The sequence below is a fragment of the Streptomyces rimosus genome (assembly GCF_008704655.1).
GTDB classification, from domain to species: Bacteria; Actinomycetota; Actinomycetes; order Streptomycetales; family Streptomycetaceae; genus Streptomyces; species Streptomyces rimosus.
This window is the reverse complement of record NZ_CP023688.1, coordinates 5,439,071-5,455,857: the sequence shown is the minus strand read 5'-3', so window position 1 is coordinate 5,455,857 and position 16,787 is coordinate 5,439,071. Positions and strand designations below refer to the sequence as shown.

The following is a 16,787-nucleotide window of genomic DNA, read 5'->3' as shown; positions in this document are numbered from 1 at the left end:
GTGAGCATGGATGGCCAGCCGAGCCGGTCGGGACAACCGACCGCCGACATCGTGAGCCGGATAAGGGACATACCCATCTACCGCGCGTCGATAGAACGGGGGCATTTCCCCATACTCGACAAACCGGAGATCGCCCGGGGCTTTCCGGACAATTGGATGACCCCGGCACTGGCCGAAGCGCTCGACGCCGGCAAGGCCGAGTTCGTGCTCTCCACGGGCACCAACCACGCCCGTATGCAGATCATCCGGCCGCCGTACTTCCTGCTGAACTCCTATTACCGGCTGTGGAGCGAACACCCGGATATCGCCGGCACCTGGCACGCGGGCTGCCAACGCGTCTCCCTGACGACCGTGTTGGCGACCGAACACGTGGCGCGTGTCAACGCGAAGAAGCGCGGGCGGACCGAGCTCGCGCCCGTACCCGACCTGGAAGACCGACGGCTCGACGACCGCACCTTCTACGTCAACCTCACGCTCGACCCGGCTCATTGGGACCGCGCGGACGTGGAACGGATGCTCGCCGAGATCCGTACGGCCCGGCAGGCACACCCGGACGGCCGCTACCACCTCGACTGCTCCGGCTACCACCTGGCGCACCTCGTGCGGCAGGTCACCGACTGGGGGCTGTGGGACCGGTTCCCGAAGCCGGCGAGCATCGTGCACGCCTACGAGTACACGCCGGTCAACGTACGGCACTACCTGTACGAGCACTTCGACTGCCCGGTCATCGACCTGTTCGGCAGCACCGAACTGGGCTACCTCTACTACAGCGACCGCAACGGCCGGTACCATCCCTACCTCGACAAGATGAGCGTCGAGCTGGTCCCGGTGGCGCCGGACAGCGGCATCTTCAGCATGATCGTGTCGAGCGTCCGCAACCCGTACATGCCGTTGATCCGCTACCGGTCCGGCGACTGCGCGCGCACGCTGGACGGCACACCCGACCCGACGAAGATCGTCCGGTTCTGCGGCCGTGAGAAGGAGTTGCTCACCTCGGCACACGGCCGTGGGCCGGTCGCGCAGGGCGACCTGGACGACTGCGTGAGCGGCGCGTCGTCCCGGGTGTTCGTCCACCAGCTGCGGGTGGTCGGGGACGCGCGGGGAGCGGCTGGGCTCGGCGAGACCGAGCTGCGGTACACGACGTTCGACGGCGCCCCTCTGGACGCGTCGGAGGCGGCGGCGCTGAGCGCCGGAGTGGAACGGCTGACCGGCCTGGCCTGTCGGGTCGAGCACTGCGACCACATCCCGATCGGGAAGTCGGGGAAGTACGCGTGGCTCGATCGGGGGACGGGTGGGGCGGACGGAACGGGTGAGACGGGCGGGACGGGCTGAGCGGGTGGGTGAGTCCCCCGTCGCCGTACGGGCCGTACGCGATACGCGAGATCCGCGCGATGCACGAGATGCACGAGATGCACGAGATGCATCAGACACGCGAGACGCGCGCGGTAGCTGCGACACACGCAAACACCACGGGAGAACCATGACCACGCACCCGCAGGAACAAAAGCCCTGCATCACCCCCGACGACCTCGTCACCCTGCTCGGCGACCGCCTGCACGCCGAGGTGGTGGAGCACTTCGTGGCGCTGAGCGGCGGCGCGGAGCCAGCGTACGTAGAGCGGCAGGTCACCGAATGCCTGCGGTACCTCTACCTCGTCTCCCGGCACCGCGAGCAGCTGAGCGGCCTCTTCCTGCCCGTCGAGCAGGACATCGACGAGATCTGGCACTACCTCATCCTCCAGACGCGCGAGTACCGGCAGTTCTGCGAGGAACGGCTGCCGGGCCGGTTCTTCATCGAGCACCGCAGCATCGGCTACGAGGACTACCAGCAGGAACCCGGCCGCGAGCAGGCGATCGAGGAAGCCCTGCGCTGGATACCGCTGTACGCGCGGGAGTTCGGCCCCTTCGACGAGGGCGCGCTGCCGCACTGGACGATCGTGCGCTTCCTGCACGACCAGCTGGACATGTCGCTGCGGGACATCGCGTCCCTCCAGCCCGCCGGCGCGCCCTGAGGGCGCTTCCGGGGCAGCCCGCCCCTCCCCACCACGAGGACACGGACCCATGAGCGCTCGGCCCGGCGAACCGGCCCCCCACGCCACACCACCCCATGGCCCGCACCCCGCTTCGCACGAAAACGCGCCCCCGGAGGCGCCCGAGCCCCCCGAACAGCGGCGCGTACTGACCGTGCTCGCCCTCTCCCAGACGCTCAGCGGCGCGGGGCTGGCCGCGGGCATCACGGTGGGCGCTCTGCTCGCCGAGGAGATGCTCGGCTCGACGGGGCTGGCCGGTCTGCCCGCGGCCCTGTTCACGGGCGGTGCCGCGCTCGGCGCCGTGGGGATCGGCCGCGTCTGCCAGCGCTGGGGGCGGCGCCCGGGGCTCACCCTGGGGTACGCCACGGCCGGTCTCGGCAGCCTCGGCGTCGTCATCGCGGCCGCCGTCGGCTCCGTATGGCTGCTGTTCCTGTCCCTCCTCGTATACGGGGCGGGTACGGCGACGACCCTGATGGCCCGGTACGCGGGCGCCGACCTGGCCTCGCCCGCGCGGCGGGGGCGCGCGGTGAGCCTCGTGCTGTTCGCCACGACGCTCGGCGCGGTGGTCGGCCCGAACCTGGTCGGCGTCACGGGCGATGTCGCGCACGGCTTGGGCGTACCGCGCCTGGCCGGACCGTTCCTGCTGGCGGTGGTCGCGTACGCGGCCGCGGCGGTGGTGCTGGGCGTGTTCCTGCGGCCTGATCCCCTGCGGCTGGCGCGGGTCCGTGCGGCGGAGACGGAGTCCAGGGGTGGGCTGGAGGGGGAGGCGGAGGGGCGGTCGAAGGACGAGGCGGCGGCCGGGTCGGAAGCGGCCGGCGCCGCCGGGCCCGCGAACCTCCGCGGCATCGTCTCCGGCGCCGCCGTCATGACCCTCACCCAGCTGGTCATGATCGCGATCATGACGATGACGCCCGTCCACATGCGGGCGCACGGCCACGCGACCGAGACCGCCGGGCTCGTCATAGCCCTGCATGTGGCGGCGATGTACCTGCCGTCGCCGCTGACCGGACTCCTCGTGGACCGGATCGGACGGCAGCGGGTCGCGGCGGCCTCCGGCATCGTGCTGCTCGCCGCCGGTCTGCTGGCCGCACTGGCGCCTGCGCACTCCGTACCGGCGCTGGCCACCGCACTCGTACTCCTCGGCGTCGGCTGGAACTTCGGCCTGGTCAGCGGCACCGCCATCGTCACCGACGCCGTACCGCTGGCCACCCGCGCCTCGACGCAGGGCCTGGTCGACGTGGGGATCGCCATCGCGGGCGCCACGGGCGGCATGGCGTCGGGGCTGGTCGTGGCCTCGGGCGGGTACTCGGCGCTGGGGCTCGGCGGCGGAGTGGTGGCGCTTGGTCTTGTACCTCTGCTGGCGCTTGGCGGGCGGTCGAGGGGCGGGGCCCGTACGACGGCTGCCGACGGCTCGGGCTCTGCCGCCGTTTCCGTCGCTCCCGCTGCTTCCGGGGAGCGGACATGAAGGGGCAGCGCTCCTGGGGAGCGGACGTGAACGCCCAGCGCTTCGGGAGAGCGGACGTGAACGGCCGGCGCTCCGGCGGGGCAGACGCGAACGGTGCGACCGGCGGCCGCAGTCGCCGCTCCTGGTTCTCCCGGCCGCTCTCCCCCCGCCCCGACACGGCCGGACACCCGGCCCACTACACGGCCGCCAACCGGCCGCACAGCCCGCCGGGCGCGGGGGCGGAACGTACGCCCCGTCGCGCCCCGGCCCTCACGGTGGCGCGCGCCGCATCCCGTACGCCGGTACGCACGCCCATTGCCCCCGGGCGCGAGGCGCGAGCCCGTATGCGCACCGCCCCGTCCCGGGAGCCCCGCGGGGGCGCACTCGGCACCCGGCGGTACGGCACCCGGCGGCACGGAAGTCGGCAGTACGAGCCCCAGGCGTACGGCGGCCGGCCCCACCGAAGCTCCCTCCGCCCCCTCACCCTCCTCGGCGTCCTCGCCGTGGTCCTGACCCTGCTCTTCTCAGGTACGGCAGCGGGCAAGGGCGGCAAGACCCCGCTCCTCCCGGCCGCCGGCACCGCACCGGCCCAGGTGTCCACCCCCACACCTGCGGCTCCTCCAGGTGCACACGGGACACCCACCGAGCTGTCCCCGACGACCAAACCCCGTACCACGGGCATCCAGTACCGGCGCGACAACGAGCGTGACGCCGGTCGGGAGAAGGAGAAGGACCGCAACCACGCGCGCCGCTGCGCGCGGACCGCGCAAGGCGCGCCGTGCCCGAACCGCCGCCCGGCACCGCCGTACCTCCGTACGGCCCGGTCCTACCCGGCCGACGCCCTGTCGTCCGCGCACCTCGGCACAACCGCCGCGTCCGCCTCATCAAGACCAGGCGTCTCCACCCGTCCCGCCCTGCACTGTCTGCACTGCGTGTTCCGCTGCTGAGGGATACCGCCGGGGCTTCCTGCTCCGCACCAGTCGAACGGGTTCTGCCATGCCCTCAGTGGCGCCGCACAGCGCCACGGCGCTTCGCACCGCTGCCCGCACGGCCGCAAACGGCCGCGCGGCGTCACACAGCGCTCGCCGGCACCCCATGGCACTGCACCACGTAACCGACCAGCAGGAGACATTCCCTCGTGGAAACCTTCATCGAACACGCCCGCTCCTTCAACGCCCGCATCGCGGCCGTACACGAGGAGCGCGAGACCTACCAGCGGCTCGCCGACGGCCAGTCGCCGCTCGCCCTGTTCATCACCTGCTCCGACTCACGGATCATCCCGTCCCTGATCACCGGAGCCCTCCCCGGCGAGCTCTTCGAACTCCGTACGGCGGGCAACGCCGTACCTCCGCACCGTCCGGGCATGCCGGCCAGCGCGGAAGCCGCGACGATCGAGTACGCGATGCGGGTGCTGCGCGTCGCGGACATCGTGGTGTGCGGCCACTCGCACTGCGGCGCGGTCGGCGCCATGGCGCGCCGCGAGGACCTCGCGGGCGCCCCCGACGTACGCGCCTGGCTGACCCAGCAGGTCTCCGGCGAGCTGCCCAGGGACGAGGCGCCGACGGTGGCGACCGCGGTCCAGCAGCACGTCACCGAGCAGCTGGCGCGACTGCGCGCGTACCCGTGCGTACGCGAGCGCGTCGACGCGGGCGAGGTGAGCCTGCACGGCTGGTACTACGAGGTCCACACCGGCCTCGTCTCGGCGCACTGCCCCGCCACCGAAACCTTCCTCCCCCTCTGACGGCGAAGGCGCTCCCCCATGACACCGAAAACGACCGCGGGCGCGACCACGGACCCCCGCCCCGCCGCCGAAACCTCCAACCCTTCCGCCCCGACAACCCCACCCGTCTCCCCCTCCCCCGCCTCCCCCCGCTGGCCCTTCCTCCGGGCGGACTTCACCGCCTCCATCGTCGTCTTCCTGGTGGCCCTGCCGCTGTGCGTCGGCGTGGCCGTCGCCTCCGGCGTCCCCGCCGAACTCGGCCTGATCACGGGCATCGTCGGCGGCCTGCTCACCGGCTTCCTGCCGGGCAGCAGCCTCCAGGTCAGCGGCCCGGCGGCCGGACTGACCGTCCTCGTCTACGAGGCGGTGCAGCAGTTCGGGCTGAGCGCGCTGGGGGCGATCGTCCTCGTGGCGGGCCTCCTCCAGGTCGCCATGGGCGCACTGCGCCTCGGCAGCTGGTTCCGCGCGATCTCCGTGGCCGTCGTCCAGGGCATGCTCGCGGGCATCGGCCTCGTACTGATCGCCGGCCAGCTGTACGCGCTCACCGACACCAAGGCGCCCGGCAGCGGCCTCGCCAACCTCGGCGGACTGCCGGGCCTGGTCACCGGCACCGCCGGGTCGGGCGGGGCGCTGACCGCGTTCGCCGTCGGCGCGGGCACCATCGCCGTACTGGTGCTCTGGCCGCGCTGGAAGCGGGCGGCCCGCGTCCTGCCGGCCCCGCTGGCGGCCGTGGCCCTGGCCACGCTCGCCGTCTTCGCCCTCGACCTGCCCATAGCCAGGGTCGAGGTGACGGGCCTGCTCTCGTCCGTCCAGCCGCCGGGCGGCTCGGACTTCGCCCAGCTCGCGAGCGTCGGCGCGATCGGCACCGTGCTGGCCTTCGCGCTCATCGCGTCCGCCGAGTCGCTGTTCAGCGCGGCGGCCGTGGACCGGCTGCACGACGGGCCCCGTACGCAGTACGACAAGGAGCTGATGGCCCAGGGCGCGGGCAACACCGTCTGCGGCATCCTGGGCGCCCTGCCGATGACCGCGGTGATCGTACGCAGCTCCGCGAACGTCCACGCCGGAGCCCGTACCAAGGCGTCCCGCGTGATGCACGGCGCATGGCTGCTGATCTTCGCGGCGGCGTTCCCGGCGGCGCTGGGCGTCATCCCGGTGGCGGCGCTGGCCGGCGTACTGGTCCACGCGGGCTGGAAGCTCCTCCCGCTGCGCGACTTCGCCCCGCTCTGGCGTGAGCACCGGGGCGAGGCCGTCATCCTCGCGGCGACCGCCATCGCGATCGTCGTGACCAACATGTTCGAGGGCGTACTGATCGGCCTCCTCCTGGCCATCGCCAAGACGGCCTGGGAGACCTCCCACGTCCACCTGGAGATCACCGGCCTGGACGCCCCGTCCACCGCCCCCATCCAGGTACGCGCCCTCGGCAACGCCACCTTCCTCCGCCTCCCCAAACTCCTCGACCAACTGGAGTCCCTCCCCCACGACCGCCCCATCACCCTCGACCTCACCGGCCTACGCCACCTCGACCACGCCTGCGCCACAGCCCTGACCAGCTGGGAAACCCAACGCAGCAAGACAACAACGAACTCCCCGACCCCGGACAACCCGGCACACGCGCCTTAAAGCACGCCCCGGCCGCTCAGGCCGCGGACCCCGCCCGGCCCCACCCGGAACCACCCGGGCGGGCCCCCTCCCGGGCCCCGAAGGCCCCCAAAGCCTTCGGGGCCCGGCCCGTCCCCACCCCCGCCCCCACATCCGCTACCCTGTCCAAAGCTGCCCACCAGCAGCCCGTCCGCGCCCACGGGGCGCCGACCACCCCGCCTCCGTAGCTCAGGGGATAGAGCACCGCTCTCCTAAAGCGGGTGTCGCAGGTTCGAATCCTGCCGGGGGCACCAGCACTACCAGTGGTTACTGGGACAAGGGCCCAGGTCAGAGCAGTTTCTGGCCTCGGTCCTTTCTCATGCCCCGTACTCTGCTTGCTCTTTGATTACCCTTTGCTGGACTATCGATGTGCGGCCAGGTCTCCCGAACGTCTCCCAAATGATCAACACGAAGGCCCAGGCGGGGCCCGCGATGAGAACAGGCCCCCTCCATCGGGAGGGGGCCTGCGTGTGTCAGGCGGTGTGAAGGTGCCGCCTCCGTTCACCTGACACGTCGGGGGGGCGGCCACAGCATGGGAACACAGATTCGATTCAATATGCAATCACCCATTCGTGTGGCGTCAGTCGCTACGCCCAAACCGCGCAGTCATACCGGTGGCGCATGCTGATCCAAGAGCCACTGACAGTGGCGGGCCCGCTGCTCGACATCAGCTAGGGCGGACAGCGGCGAGGTGGGTAACGGCTGGGTGTGCTCGCGGATGGCGTCGAGAACACCGGCCTGGCGGGACCAGTCGATCGAGCCGCGCCACAGGGCGTCGGCAGCCTCCTCCGCCTCGGGCAGCAGGCTGGCGATGTGTCGGCGCAGGTGCCCGTCGAGGTCGGCGAGCGTTGTCATGGAGGTGCGGCCGTGCCGCATCGACAGCGCGGTCGTGATGGTGCGCTGGATCGTCGCCGCGTCGGCGAAGGTGGGCTGCGGTTTCACGAGGTGCCCCTACGGTGTCGATCAGGTCTGATCCGACCGTAGGGCGCGCCAATTCGGGAGAGGGGCAGGATTCCTGCCCCTCGCATCGCCGTTCGGGTGCCTATGCGGCCAGCAGGCCGACCTTCACGGCAAGGTCGCAGGCGCGGCGGCGGCGCTCGGGATGCCTGGCCTCGGTCTCCTCAAGGATGATGCGGCGGGCGTAGCCGTTGTACCGGATCGTCTCGGGTGCGGCTTCGTGGGCCTTGTCGAGGGTGGCGAGCGCGGTGTCGGGCTGCCCGTCGAGCTGGTAGCCGCGGGCCTCTTCGATGCGGTGACGGGCGCGGCGCGGCCGGGACGGGATGACAGTGGAGTCCGCGGCGGCGGCCTGGCGCACCGATTCCCCACCGGCGCGCAGTTCCACGGCGATGGTTACGGCGTGGGCGCCCATGATGGCGCGCGAGAAAGAAGTGGCGGGGTGGTAGTAGGTCTCGGGCAATCGTTTGGCCATGACGCGGGCCTTGTCCCAGTAGCCCCATGCGGCGCCACTGTCGCCACGGCGGGCCGCGGTGTAACCGGCCTCGAACTTGAGCGCGCCAGCGGCAGCCAGCAAGTCGTCGTCGGCGTCGGGCAGCAGCGGTTCGAGGAAGCGCAGGGTCTGCAGGTTCACAGCGTCAGCGGCCTCGAAGTGAGAGCGCCCGCTGTCGCGGTGGGCCTGCACGGTGAGCCAGGCTGCAAGGGCGATGGCGTGCGGGTCCTCACTCTCCTGTGCGGCGACCATGCCGCGCTCGGCGACGCGCCACAGGAGGCTGCTGTCTGGCTGGTAGGCGACGAAGAACTGGGTGAGGCTGTACACCTCGGCAAGCGCGGCCTGGGCGGTACGGCGGGCGGCGGCCGTGTCGGCCTGCCGGGCTGCGAGTTGCGCGTCGCGAATAAGGTCGGGCAGCAGGGCGCCGATGACGTCGCGGTGATTGGGGGCTTGGTGGCGGGCCGCCCAGGCACGAGCGATGCGGGCCTGGAGGTGCGCGGCTGGGGGTGCCTCGCGTTCGGCGGCGAGGGGGTAGGCGTCGATGGCGTCGCGCACGGCGGGCAGACGCCGGTGGCCGGGGCCGATGAATAGGTCGACGGGAGCGCTCTGGTCACCGGCAAGGTCGGCGAGGTCGCGAACCCGGAGAATCTCGGCGATGCGGAGCAGGGTGGGCAGTTTGGGAACCTGGAGCTTCCCGGTTTCGATCTGCTTCACCCATGAGGGGGATTTGCCGAGGAGGCCGGCTACGAGTGGTCGGCTCATGCCGCGGCGTTCGCGGAGGATTTGCATACGTTGTCCGAACGCCAGCGGGTCGGCGAACGGGTCCGGGGTACCATCGAAAGACACGGCCTTGCCCCTTCCTGCAGCTTCGTCACTGTCAGGGTATGGGGCGAGGCCGGATCTGTGTGATGAGCCGGGTGCATTGTCACCCCCCGCCCGTAAGATCCACCCCATGACGGCCACCGAGGCGAACGACGCGATCCGCGCGTTCATGGCGGCGCGCTCCGGCCGTCCGCTGTGGCCGGAGGAGCAGGCGGAGTACGAGCGGCTGCTGGAGGCGTGGGCCGCGGCGGTACGCGCGGAGCTGGTGACGGCTGCTTAGGGGCGCCGGTGTCGGCTAGCGCTCTCGGCGACCTGCAGGCGGGCCTTGGCCGTGGACTCAGTCACCGGCTCGCCGTTGACCCACCAGCGCACCTGACGTCCGCGCTCCACTCGGTCTACCGTCAGACCGCCGGGGAAGGAGACGCGGTAGTCGCTCTTGAGGCGACCGCCATGGATGGCCGCGTCGCATGCGTCCGCCAGGAGATTCCATACCTTCAGGACTGCCTTGTCGAGCCAGAACAGCATTCGGGTCAACGTGACCTCCAGGTAGCCGTCCGCCCCGCGCGGTCGCTGTTCCGGCGGGGCGGTTCAAGCAGCGCCGCCGCAGCCAGCGAGCAGCGCGAATAGATGCCTATATCATACGAAAGGAAGCGGCAGCACAGCGGCCCCATCCTGTGGTGCAAGCACAGCACGGGGCCTAACCGAACCGCCTGATCAGGTCAGGAGTACGGCTATGCAAGAGCTTGTCATACCCGGGGGCTGTTCAGCCGACGATCTTTGCGTCGGCTGCGGGAAGCCCCGCTCCGAAGTTTGGCGACAGGAACTCGTGCGGCAGCGCTGCAAGAACTGCTACCAGCGTCACGTCTACGCACTCAAAAAGGACGGGAAGTTCCGCCCCCAAGTTCGGCAGTCCCTACGGGATCGCCTGTTCGCACGCGGAGTCCCGGCTCCTGGCGGATGCATCATATGGACAGGTTCGGTCAATCCGACTTCCGGTTATGGGTCCTTCGGCCTCGCTGGCGGCAAGAGTGGTTACGCGCACCGCGTCTCCTACGAGTTGGCAAACGGTCCGGTACCAGAGGGTCTCGTGATCGACCACGTGTGCCACAACCGAGATGCCGAGTGCCCTGGTGGTATGTGCCTTCACCGCCGATGCATCAACCCCGCTCACCTTGAAGCGGTGACGTCAAGCCAGAATCGATTGCGCTCGCCCCACACGAAGGTGAGCTGGCGCTCGATGACGACGCATTGTAAGCACGGCCACGAGTTCACCCCCGAAAACACCCGCGTTCGCCCGAACGGTGTGCGGGTGTGCCGGGCATGCCATATCCGCAGGCAGCGAGCCTACCTGGCGAAACGCCGCTTGGAAGCCGAAGCTTCCGCGACTGGGTAATCGCCCCGGATGCGCCCCGCCCCACCCTCCCGCAGGCTGGTCACATGGCCGCGCGCATCGTGATCCAGGAGCCGTCCCCGACGGGCGGGCGGCGGGTGCGCGCCGACGGCACGATCCTCGGCCTCGCGCACAGCGACGCGGATGTCGTGGAGTTCCTGCGGCGGGCCGGGCTGCCCGACGCCGAGCCGCTGCTCGACGACCCGGCATGGGTGGAATGGCGCGGCGGGCGGCCGCACGACTACGGCGAGGGCGGGCTCAGCAGCGCGTGAACAGTGTGGCGCGAGGGGCTGACAGCGACTGGTGCCCCGGTCTACGGTGTGTTCGCGGCCGGTGAGCGTTCGCAGCGCCCTTCGGGGTGTGGGACTTGAGCCCACCTCACCGGCCGTCCTGCTACTCCAAAACGCCGATGCGCCCCGCCGCCTGCCGGAGCAGGGGCGGGGCGCGGTCACGTGGGCGCGTCGAGGGTCTCGGTGGGCGGTGGTGGCGGCTCCGGGGACGGCACGGGCGGCGGGTCGACGACGCCGAGGCGCACCAGCGAGCCGATGTCTCCGGCGGTTTCGTCGATGCGCGGCTCGGCGGGCTGCGGCGCGGGCTGGTCGGGCATGACGTCACACTCCGGTGCGGTTGTACTCGTCGACGAGGTCGGGCGGCGTGGACGGGGCGATGCCCCCGGCGCGCATCTGCAGGGTCAGCTCCCCCACGTACCCGGCGAACGCGCGGACCACCGCGCGCAGCCTGGTGGTCTCGGTGCGCAGGTCACGGATCTCCTCCTGCATGTCGTCCCTTATGGCCTTGAACGCCTCCAAGTCGCGCTCGCGCTGTGCCGGTTCCGCCGCGGCCTGGGCTGCTGCCCGGGATGCTTCCGCCGTGGCCTGCGCCGCGGCTCTCGTGGCTCGTGCGGCGAACCAGGCGGCGAGCACCACGCCCAACGTGCCGATCACGCCTGCCCAGATATTCATGCGCCCTTGCCTCTCCGGGCGCGCGGCGCTGGGGGGACCGAGTGCTCGGGCACCGTCGCCGCCCACAGGATGACCCCGACATGGGAGGTCAGGTACCAGATGGCGGCGTATCCGCCGCGGGGGTAGTCGCCGGATACGACGGCGACGGTGTAGGCGGTGGCCCAGGTGGTGGGGGGTACGAGGGCGACCGCGAAACCGAGCCCGTCCCGGCCGACCTTGAGCCAGGCGCAGACGAGCATGGTGAGCCCGGCGACGATCCACAGCCACGCCCAACAGTGCAGCGGCGCGACACGCGTCAGCAGATCCAGGCCGACAGGATGGGGCTGGTCCTCAACGAGGAAACCGATCCCCCAGCACGTCTTGCCGGTCCCGAGGATGAGCAGGAAAGCCCCGCGGCGGCCCAAGTGCTCACGAAGCCGCCGGGCCGCCGCGCGCACTCACACCTCCGTGGCGGTTGAGGCGCTGTTCTTGTCGCCGATAACGCGGGCCAGGACGCCCTTGATGAGGGAGCCGACTGCGGCGATCCCGGCGGTGCCGACCGTCTCCCAGAAGGTGACGTTGAACATGTCGCCAGGGCCAGCGGCGAGGGCGACACCTCCGGCGGCGACGAGGAACGTCCAGATGACGCGTTCGGCGAGGTCTCTGGCGTAGGTCTGCGCGGTCTTGCTGATGGTGGTCACGTCGGGCATGGCGGGTCCGTTTCTGCTGGTAGATGTGAGTTCGGGGCGCCCCGAAGCGCTATTCGGCGAGCCGATCGGCGATCTTCTGGGCAACCTTCTCGGCAATGGCGTCGGCCAGTCCCGGGGCGGCGGCGACCTTCTCCGCGAGCGCGGCGATCTGCGCGTCGGTGAGGTCGACGGGCTTGAGGGCGGAGACCTTGGCGTCGACCGCCTTCACCGAGGCGTTGGTGCCGCGGAGGTAGGCGTAGGCGTCGGTCTCTTCGTCCTTGCCCTTGTACTGCCAGCCGGCGTAGGGCACGAGCACGTCGTGCAGTTCGGCGAGCTGCTTGGCCTGGGCTGCGGTGAGGGACACGTCATCCTCCGTGGGTGGTGTGGTGGTTCCGGGCCGCGGGGCGCCCTTCTGTACCCAGGCGTACAGCGACGCCCCCGGGCAGGTGGTGGCGTATCCGTCGCGGTGCCCCTTGATCTCAGGTCCGGCGCCGTGCTGGCGCAGCAGGTCGATGCCGTCGCGGATCGCGCCGAGCATGGCGTCGGTGGGGGTGACCAGGCCGCTGCTGCCGACCAGGCCGACGATGGCGTAGTGGGCGCGGTTCAAGTCCTGGTTGCCGTTGGCGCCGGTGCGCTTGCCGATGCCGCGGCCTTCGAGGAGGTAGCCGTGCGGGCAGGCAGCGTAGTTGTAGGCGACATCGCTGTAGTTCTCGGTCTTGTTCGCCAGGTGTGACGCCCTGATGGCCTTCCACTCGGCGATGCACGCGGCGTGGTCGGTGAGGAGCCGCGTCGAGACAGGCGTTCCCTCGTAGTGGACCTTCACGCCTCTCGTGGTCGCCTGCGCGGGCGCGGCAGAGGCGGGCCAGCCGAGCTGTGCCCTGGTGACGAGTTTCAAGGTGGGCCCCTTTCCGGGCATGAAAAAGGCCCCGTTGCAGGGGCGTTGGGTAGCGCGCGGAGCAGGTCAGGTGATGGTCAGGTTTGCCCAGCGGGTCTTGGTGTCGCGCACGCCGAGGTGCGGATACATGCCGCCGCGGTAGGTGGAGTCGGTGACCGTCAGGCTGTTCGGGGCCGCGATGTTGGTGCGGGTGATGATGAGCTGCGTTGCGGTGACCTGCACCTTCAGGTGCTGGGTGGTGCCCGCGGTGATGGCGGCCGTGGCGACGGTGCCGACGCTGGTGGGGGTGCCGCCGGTCAGCTTGTACACGTCGATCGTGCCGTTGCTGCGGATCAGGATGTTGTAGCCGTTGGGGTTGGCCGCTCCCCCGCCCTGGTCGTCGAACTCCTTGTCGCCGACGGACAGCATGATCTGCATGCTCGCGGTCGCGTAGTCGGCCACGTCGATGACGAAGTCCACGTCGAGAGTGAAGGTGCCCAGCGGGCCGAGGTAGCCCTGCAGCGTGCTGGTGTAGCCGGAGTTGGCGGACAGCAGCGTGCCGGACGCGTCCTGCCCGAACCACGATGGGCTGCCGGTCTGGAAAAAGCCGCGGTAGTCGCCGCTGTCGGTGATGGTCGGCGTCCCGTGGAAGAACGTCCCGGCGCCGAACAAATCCGTGGTGCGCGTGGGGGTGCTGCCGCGCACGTACCAGGGATCGTCCGAGATGACGCCCCACACGGAGCCGGTGGTGGGCAGGGCGGCGAAGTGGCTGCGGCGGTTGACCGTGTAGACCAGCACGCGCAGGCCCGCGGCCGCAGCGGCGTTGATGGTGGCGTTGGTGGCCTGCGAGTAGTCGACGCCGAGGTAGGTGGTGCCCGCGGCGATGAGCCCGGCGTAGGTCTGCCCGGACAGTACGCCGTCGGCGTCCAGGAGGCAGCTGGGGATGCCCGCGGCCCGTGCATCGGCGAGTTCGGTTTCGTTCCACGCCATGATGAGCACGGCCTCGCCCAGCTCCTGGCGCTGGATCTCGGCGACCGCGGCCGCGCCGGAACCGGCGTTGTTGCAGTGCACGATCAGCGGCACCGTGTTGCCGACCTCGGCGAGCACATCGGCGAACAGCGGGATGCGCAGGTCGGAGGGCCAGGTGTTGGCGAACCAGTTGCCCGCGTCGATCCGGCCGCGGAGCGCGGCGGGCACCGTCAACGCCGTCGCCTGGCTTCCGGTCAGGTTGGTGGTGCGGTCCACGGTGGCGTCGTGCATGACGAACAGCCCGCCATCGGCGACCTTGTACACGTCCATCTCGATCGCGTCGGCGTTCAGCTCCACGGCCATCCGCATCGCCTCGATCGAATTCTCCGGGGCGAGGAGGGAGCCGCCGCGGTGCGCGATCCAGCGCGGGCCGGGCATCGCCTCCAGCGCCTCCCACGGCGAGACGGTGGCCGTGTCCAGGCGGGCCCAGAACACACTGGTGTCCGCACCGCGTACCAGCGCGTCCCCGGCCTGGCCACCCGCCGGACGCGGCACGTAGGACGCCGACATGTCCGGCAGTTGCGCGGCTGGCACGTGACCGCCCCCGTCCAACTCGGCGACGCCGCCCGCCTCCCCGACCACCGACAACGGCACGGCGTAGGTGTCGACCTGCTGGCGAGCAACGCGGTCGACCTCGGTGGGGGTGACAGCCCAGCGCGGGCCGCCGTCGCCCGGATCCCACCACAGTGCGGAGGTGACGGCGTCCGGGCCCTGCCACAGCAGCCGGCCGCGGCTGTCGGTGGTGATGGTGCCGCCGGTGGGGCTGCCCGCCATGTCGAGGAGGTCGGTGACCTGGGAGCCGCCGGTGCGGGCGGTCCACACGGTGCCGGGGCGGCCGGCCACGGCGTTGCCCGCGGCGTCGGTGACAACGCTTCCGCCGTCGCCCCCGTACTGGTAGCGCATGTGCCGATCTCCTAAGCGAGGGGGATGCGGACGCCGTTGAGGCTGATCCAGCCGGTGTTGACGCCGAAGTAGGTGAGGGTCCGCCCGGTGGCGACGTAGAGGCGGCTGGCCGAGCTGGAAAGGTACTGCATGGCGATCGGGTAGTCCCCGGACAGGGGGTTGCCGAGGGCGGAGGGGATCGTCCCGATGACCTCGCCGTTGGCCAGCTGGGTGCCGGTGGTCTTCTGTACGCCGCCACGCAGCACGATGAAGTTTCCGCCGTCGATGGCCGCCTGCGGGGTGGTGCCGTAGGTCTCGTAGCCGCTGGACAACGTGATGTCGATCCAGGAGATGGCCGACCAGGCAGTGCGCCAGGCCGTTGCGGTCCGCACGGTCAGTGATCCGGGGCTGGAGAGCCAGGCGACCATGCCGGGCGTCGGCGAGGTCAGCGCGGCGTCGCGCGCGGCGGCGTCGGCGAAGGTCATGACCACGCGGGTGGAGGCCCACAGGGCGAGCGCCATCATGTCGGCGGGGACGTCGTCGGCGTCGGCGCCTGCCGGATAAGGGGCGCTGCCGACAGGGGTGGTGGGCACGGGCGACTCCTTAGCTGGTGGAGAAGCGGTTGATCACGACGTAGCCGCCGCGCACGGGCAGGACGAACACCACGTCACCGGGGGTTCGGTCGGCGTAGCCCTCCAGGCAGGCCGCGGGCACGGTGGCGCCGTCCACGCTGATGTCGACGGTCCCGTCCGTGTTGACGGCCGAGACGACGGCACTGCCGCCGGTGGGGTTGCTGGCCCGCGGCAGCAGCGCATCGATCAGATTCAAGTGGTGCCTCCGTCGTCGGCCTTGGTGGATCGGGTCTCGCAGGTCATGGCGCCGGTGGAGGACAGCGTGATCTTGTCGATGATGTGCAGCTCCGCTGGGCCACCGGTCTTGACCAGGACCACGTCGCCCGGCTCCAGCGCCGGGTTGGGGACGGCCGAGAAGGACAGCCCGGAGGCCAGCCCCAGCGAGTTGGCGAGCAGGGAGCGGGCGGCGGTGTCGGCCTGCGCGAGCGTGGTCAGCAGCGGTGAGGAGTAGAAGCGTGGGCGCCTGCCGAACGGGCCGTCCACGCGGGTCGGGGAGGTGGGGTCGGTGTCGCGGACGATGAGCGGCCCGACCGGAGTCGAGCCGTTGGCGCCATCCCCGACGGCCACGATGATGTTGTTGACGCCCTCGGTAGACGAGGACCGCGACGCCTTGATGAGGACACCTCCGGGCCCCTCGTCGACCGTCCACACCGGCGGGTCGGCCAGGGTCGGCACGGCGGTGATGACGAACTGGCCACGCCCGTCTGCCCACACCTCCACGCCGATGGAACGGGCCAGCGACGCGTCGGTGCCGTCGATCGCCTCCCATCTCTCGCGCTCCCAGGTGGTGCGCGGCACCGCGGCGTCGCGGGTGGTGCGGCGGTGCACGGTGGCCGTGGGCACCGACTCCGTCAGCAGCGTCTCGATCAGATCCAGGGCGCTGGAGTTGGCCGGCTCGGTGCGCGGGGCCAGGAACTTGTCGTCGGCCACCACCTTTTCGCGGCCGTAGCCCTGCGCCGCGAGGCCGCCGTCGGGCCGCTCCGCGTCCTCCGAGTCGAGGCGGAACAGGCCCTGAGGGACCAGTTCCTGTGACCCGTCGAGGTAGTCGAAGCCGACGTCGAGCTGCAGGTAGCCGCCCTGGACGGTGACGCCGTCCAGGGCCTGGCGAGTGCCGGGCGCCAGGGTGGCCTGCAGGGTACGGCGGGTCTGGGCGGTGCGGTCGGCGGTCACTGACCACGACAGCAGCCGGGCGGTGAACGGCGCGCCGACCGGCGGCAGGATGGTGGCGCGGGCGGTCATGCGGTGCGCGT

Annotated in this window: 21 protein-coding genes and 1 tRNA gene; 10 read left to right on the top strand and 12 right to left on the bottom strand. The window is 71.1% G+C overall.

The window, feature by feature from the left end; translation table 11 throughout:
* Positions 1–6 precede the first annotated feature (6 nt).
* The 7 genes from CP984_RS23630 to CP984_RS23600 all read left to right on the top strand — a co-directional run bounded on the left by CP984_RS23630 (position 7) and on the right by CP984_RS23600 (position 7,085).
* Positions 7–1,332 (top strand): hypothetical protein, encoded by a 1,326-nt coding sequence (locus CP984_RS23630; RefSeq protein WP_030184183.1) that lies wholly within the window; start codon positions 7–9, stop codon positions 1,330–1,332.
* Positions 1,333–1,480: 148 nt separating this feature from the next.
* Entirely contained in the window at positions 1,481–2,011 is a 531-nt protein-coding gene (locus CP984_RS23625) for a glycine-rich domain-containing protein (protein WP_003979784.1), read from the top strand.
* A gap of 49 nt (positions 2,012–2,060) precedes the next feature.
* Positions 2,061–3,494: an MFS transporter gene (locus CP984_RS23620; protein WP_003979785.1), complete on the top strand. Its 1,434-nt coding sequence runs from the start codon at positions 2,061–2,063 to the stop codon at positions 3,492–3,494.
* On the top strand, positions 3,491–4,420 hold the full coding sequence (locus CP984_RS23615; RefSeq protein WP_030184187.1) for a hypothetical protein: 930 nt from the start codon (positions 3,491–3,493) through the stop codon (positions 4,418–4,420). The genes CP984_RS23620 and CP984_RS23615 overlap by 4 nt, the downstream gene beginning before the upstream one ends.
* Before the next feature lie 191 nt (positions 4,421–4,611).
* Positions 4,612–5,214 (top strand): carbonic anhydrase, encoded by a 603-nt coding sequence (locus CP984_RS23610; protein ID WP_003979787.1) that lies wholly within the window; start codon positions 4,612–4,614, stop codon positions 5,212–5,214.
* An 18-nt stretch (positions 5,215–5,232) separates the two neighbouring features.
* Positions 5,233–6,813, top strand: a complete 1,581-nt coding sequence (locus CP984_RS23605; protein ID WP_078575439.1) for a SulP family inorganic anion transporter — start codon at positions 5,233–5,235, stop codon at positions 6,811–6,813.
* A gap of 196 nt (positions 6,814–7,009) precedes the next feature.
* Positions 7,010–7,085, top strand: a tRNA-Arg gene (locus tag CP984_RS23600).
* Positions 7,086–7,437: 352 nt separating this feature from the next.
* Here the strand turns inward: CP984_RS23600 and CP984_RS23595 are convergent.
* Positions 7,438–7,773, bottom strand: coding sequence for a DUF6415 family natural product biosynthesis protein (locus tag CP984_RS23595; RefSeq protein WP_003979789.1), 336 nt, complete (start codon positions 7,771–7,773; stop codon positions 7,438–7,440).
* A 100-nt stretch (positions 7,774–7,873) separates the two neighbouring features.
* Positions 7,874–9,124 (bottom strand): helix-turn-helix domain-containing protein, encoded by a 1,251-nt coding sequence (locus tag CP984_RS23590; RefSeq protein ID WP_003979790.1) that lies wholly within the window; start codon positions 9,122–9,124, stop codon positions 7,874–7,876.
* Between the two features lie 106 nt (positions 9,125–9,230).
* On the opposite strand from CP984_RS23590, the gene CP984_RS41405 reads away from it, so the two are divergent.
* Positions 9,231–9,380: a hypothetical protein gene (locus tag CP984_RS41405; RefSeq protein ID WP_003979791.1), complete on the top strand. Its 150-nt coding sequence runs from the start codon at positions 9,231–9,233 to the stop codon at positions 9,378–9,380.
* Here CP984_RS41405 and CP984_RS23585 read toward each other — a convergent pair.
* A complete protein-coding gene (locus tag CP984_RS23585; protein WP_003979792.1) occupies positions 9,377–9,625 on the bottom strand; it encodes a hypothetical protein in 249 nt (82 codons plus the stop codon). The genes CP984_RS41405 and CP984_RS23585 overlap by 4 nt on opposite strands.
* 208 nt (positions 9,626–9,833) lie before the next feature.
* On the opposite strand from CP984_RS23585, the gene CP984_RS43035 reads away from it, so the two are divergent.
* Together CP984_RS43035 and CP984_RS23575 are read left to right on the top strand one after the other, a co-directional pair.
* A complete protein-coding gene (locus CP984_RS43035; RefSeq protein ID WP_086026188.1) occupies positions 9,834–10,493 on the top strand; it encodes an HNH endonuclease signature motif containing protein in 660 nt (219 codons plus the stop codon).
* Between the two features lie 44 nt (positions 10,494–10,537).
* On the top strand, positions 10,538–10,762 hold the full coding sequence (locus CP984_RS23575; protein ID WP_003979796.1) for a hypothetical protein: 225 nt from the start codon (positions 10,538–10,540) through the stop codon (positions 10,760–10,762).
* Between the two features lie 176 nt (positions 10,763–10,938).
* Here CP984_RS23575 and CP984_RS41400 read toward each other — a convergent pair whose 3' ends face one another.
* From CP984_RS41400 to CP984_RS23535, 9 genes are all read right to left on the bottom strand, one after another.
* Positions 10,939–11,097, bottom strand: a complete 159-nt coding sequence (locus CP984_RS41400) for a hypothetical protein (RefSeq protein WP_156100312.1) — start codon at positions 11,095–11,097, stop codon at positions 10,939–10,941.
* 4 nt (positions 11,098–11,101) lie between these two features.
* The gene (locus CP984_RS23570; protein ID WP_003979797.1) at positions 11,102–11,452 is read right to left on the bottom strand and encodes a hypothetical protein; all 351 of its coding nucleotides are present in this window, start codon (positions 11,450–11,452) and stop codon (positions 11,102–11,104) included.
* Entirely contained in the window at positions 11,449–11,889 is a 441-nt protein-coding gene (locus CP984_RS23565) for a hypothetical protein (protein WP_003979798.1), read from the bottom strand. Before CP984_RS23565 ends, CP984_RS23570 begins: the two co-directional genes overlap by 4 nt.
* Positions 11,890–12,141, bottom strand: coding sequence for a hypothetical protein (locus tag CP984_RS23560; protein ID WP_003979799.1), 252 nt, complete (start codon positions 12,139–12,141; stop codon positions 11,890–11,892). It abuts the gene before it with no gap.
* Positions 12,142–12,190: 49 nt separating this feature from the next.
* Positions 12,191–13,015, bottom strand: coding sequence for a peptidoglycan recognition protein family protein (locus CP984_RS42155; protein ID WP_202480856.1), 825 nt, complete (start codon positions 13,013–13,015; stop codon positions 12,191–12,193).
* A 66-nt stretch (positions 13,016–13,081) separates the two neighbouring features.
* Positions 13,082–14,926 carry a glycerophosphodiester phosphodiesterase gene (locus tag CP984_RS23550; RefSeq protein WP_003979801.1) on the bottom strand — a complete coding sequence of 615 codons (1,845 nt, stop codon included), beginning with the start codon at positions 14,924–14,926 and terminating at the stop codon, positions 13,082–13,084.
* An 11-nt stretch (positions 14,927–14,937) separates the two neighbouring features.
* Positions 14,938–15,498: a hypothetical protein gene (locus CP984_RS23545; protein WP_003979802.1), complete on the bottom strand. Its 561-nt coding sequence runs from the start codon at positions 15,496–15,498 to the stop codon at positions 14,938–14,940.
* Positions 15,499–15,508: 10 nt separating this feature from the next.
* Positions 15,509–15,733: a hypothetical protein gene (locus CP984_RS23540; RefSeq protein ID WP_003979803.1), complete on the bottom strand. Its 225-nt coding sequence runs from the start codon at positions 15,731–15,733 to the stop codon at positions 15,509–15,511.
* A complete protein-coding gene (locus CP984_RS23535) occupies positions 15,730–16,776 on the bottom strand; it encodes a DUF5047 domain-containing protein (RefSeq protein WP_050498932.1) in 1,047 nt (348 codons plus the stop codon). Before CP984_RS23535 ends, CP984_RS23540 begins: the two co-directional genes overlap by 4 nt.
* Positions 16,777–16,787: the final 11 nt, after the last annotated feature.

Coding starts and splice junctions, on each gene's coding strand:
- CP984_RS23630 (WP_030184183.1), top strand. CDS start 7: ATGGATGGCCAGCCGAGCCGGTCGGGACAACCGACCGCCGACATCGTG.
- CP984_RS23625 (WP_003979784.1), top strand. CDS start 1,481: ATGACCACGCACCCGCAGGAACAAAAGCCCTGCATCACCCCCGACGAC.
- CP984_RS23620 (WP_003979785.1), top strand. CDS start 2,061: ATGAGCGCTCGGCCCGGCGAACCGGCCCCCCACGCCACACCACCCCAT.
- CP984_RS23615 (WP_030184187.1), top strand. CDS start 3,491: ATGAAGGGGCAGCGCTCCTGGGGAGCGGACGTGAACGCCCAGCGCTTC.
- CP984_RS23605 (WP_078575439.1), top strand. CDS start 5,233: ATGACACCGAAAACGACCGCGGGCGCGACCACGGACCCCCGCCCCGCC.
- CP984_RS41405 (WP_003979791.1), top strand. CDS start 9,231: ATGACGGCCACCGAGGCGAACGACGCGATCCGCGCGTTCATGGCGGCG.
- CP984_RS23585 (WP_003979792.1), bottom strand. CDS start 9,625: ATGCTGTTCTGGCTCGACAAGGCAGTCCTGAAGGTATGGAATCTCCTG.
- CP984_RS43035 (WP_086026188.1), top strand. CDS start 9,834: ATGCAAGAGCTTGTCATACCCGGGGGCTGTTCAGCCGACGATCTTTGC.
- CP984_RS23575 (WP_003979796.1), top strand. CDS start 10,538: ATGGCCGCGCGCATCGTGATCCAGGAGCCGTCCCCGACGGGCGGGCGG.
- CP984_RS41400 (WP_156100312.1), bottom strand. CDS start 11,097: ATGCCCGACCAGCCCGCGCCGCAGCCCGCCGAGCCGCGCATCGACGAA.
- CP984_RS23570 (WP_003979797.1), bottom strand. CDS start 11,452: ATGAATATCTGGGCAGGCGTGATCGGCACGTTGGGCGTGGTGCTCGCC.
- CP984_RS23560 (WP_003979799.1), bottom strand. CDS start 12,141: ATGCCCGACGTGACCACCATCAGCAAGACCGCGCAGACCTACGCCAGA.
- CP984_RS23550 (WP_003979801.1), bottom strand. CDS start 14,926: ATGCGCTACCAGTACGGGGGCGACGGCGGAAGCGTTGTCACCGACGCC.
- CP984_RS23535 (WP_050498932.1), bottom strand. CDS start 16,776: ATGACCGCCCGCGCCACCATCCTGCCGCCGGTCGGCGCGCCGTTCACC.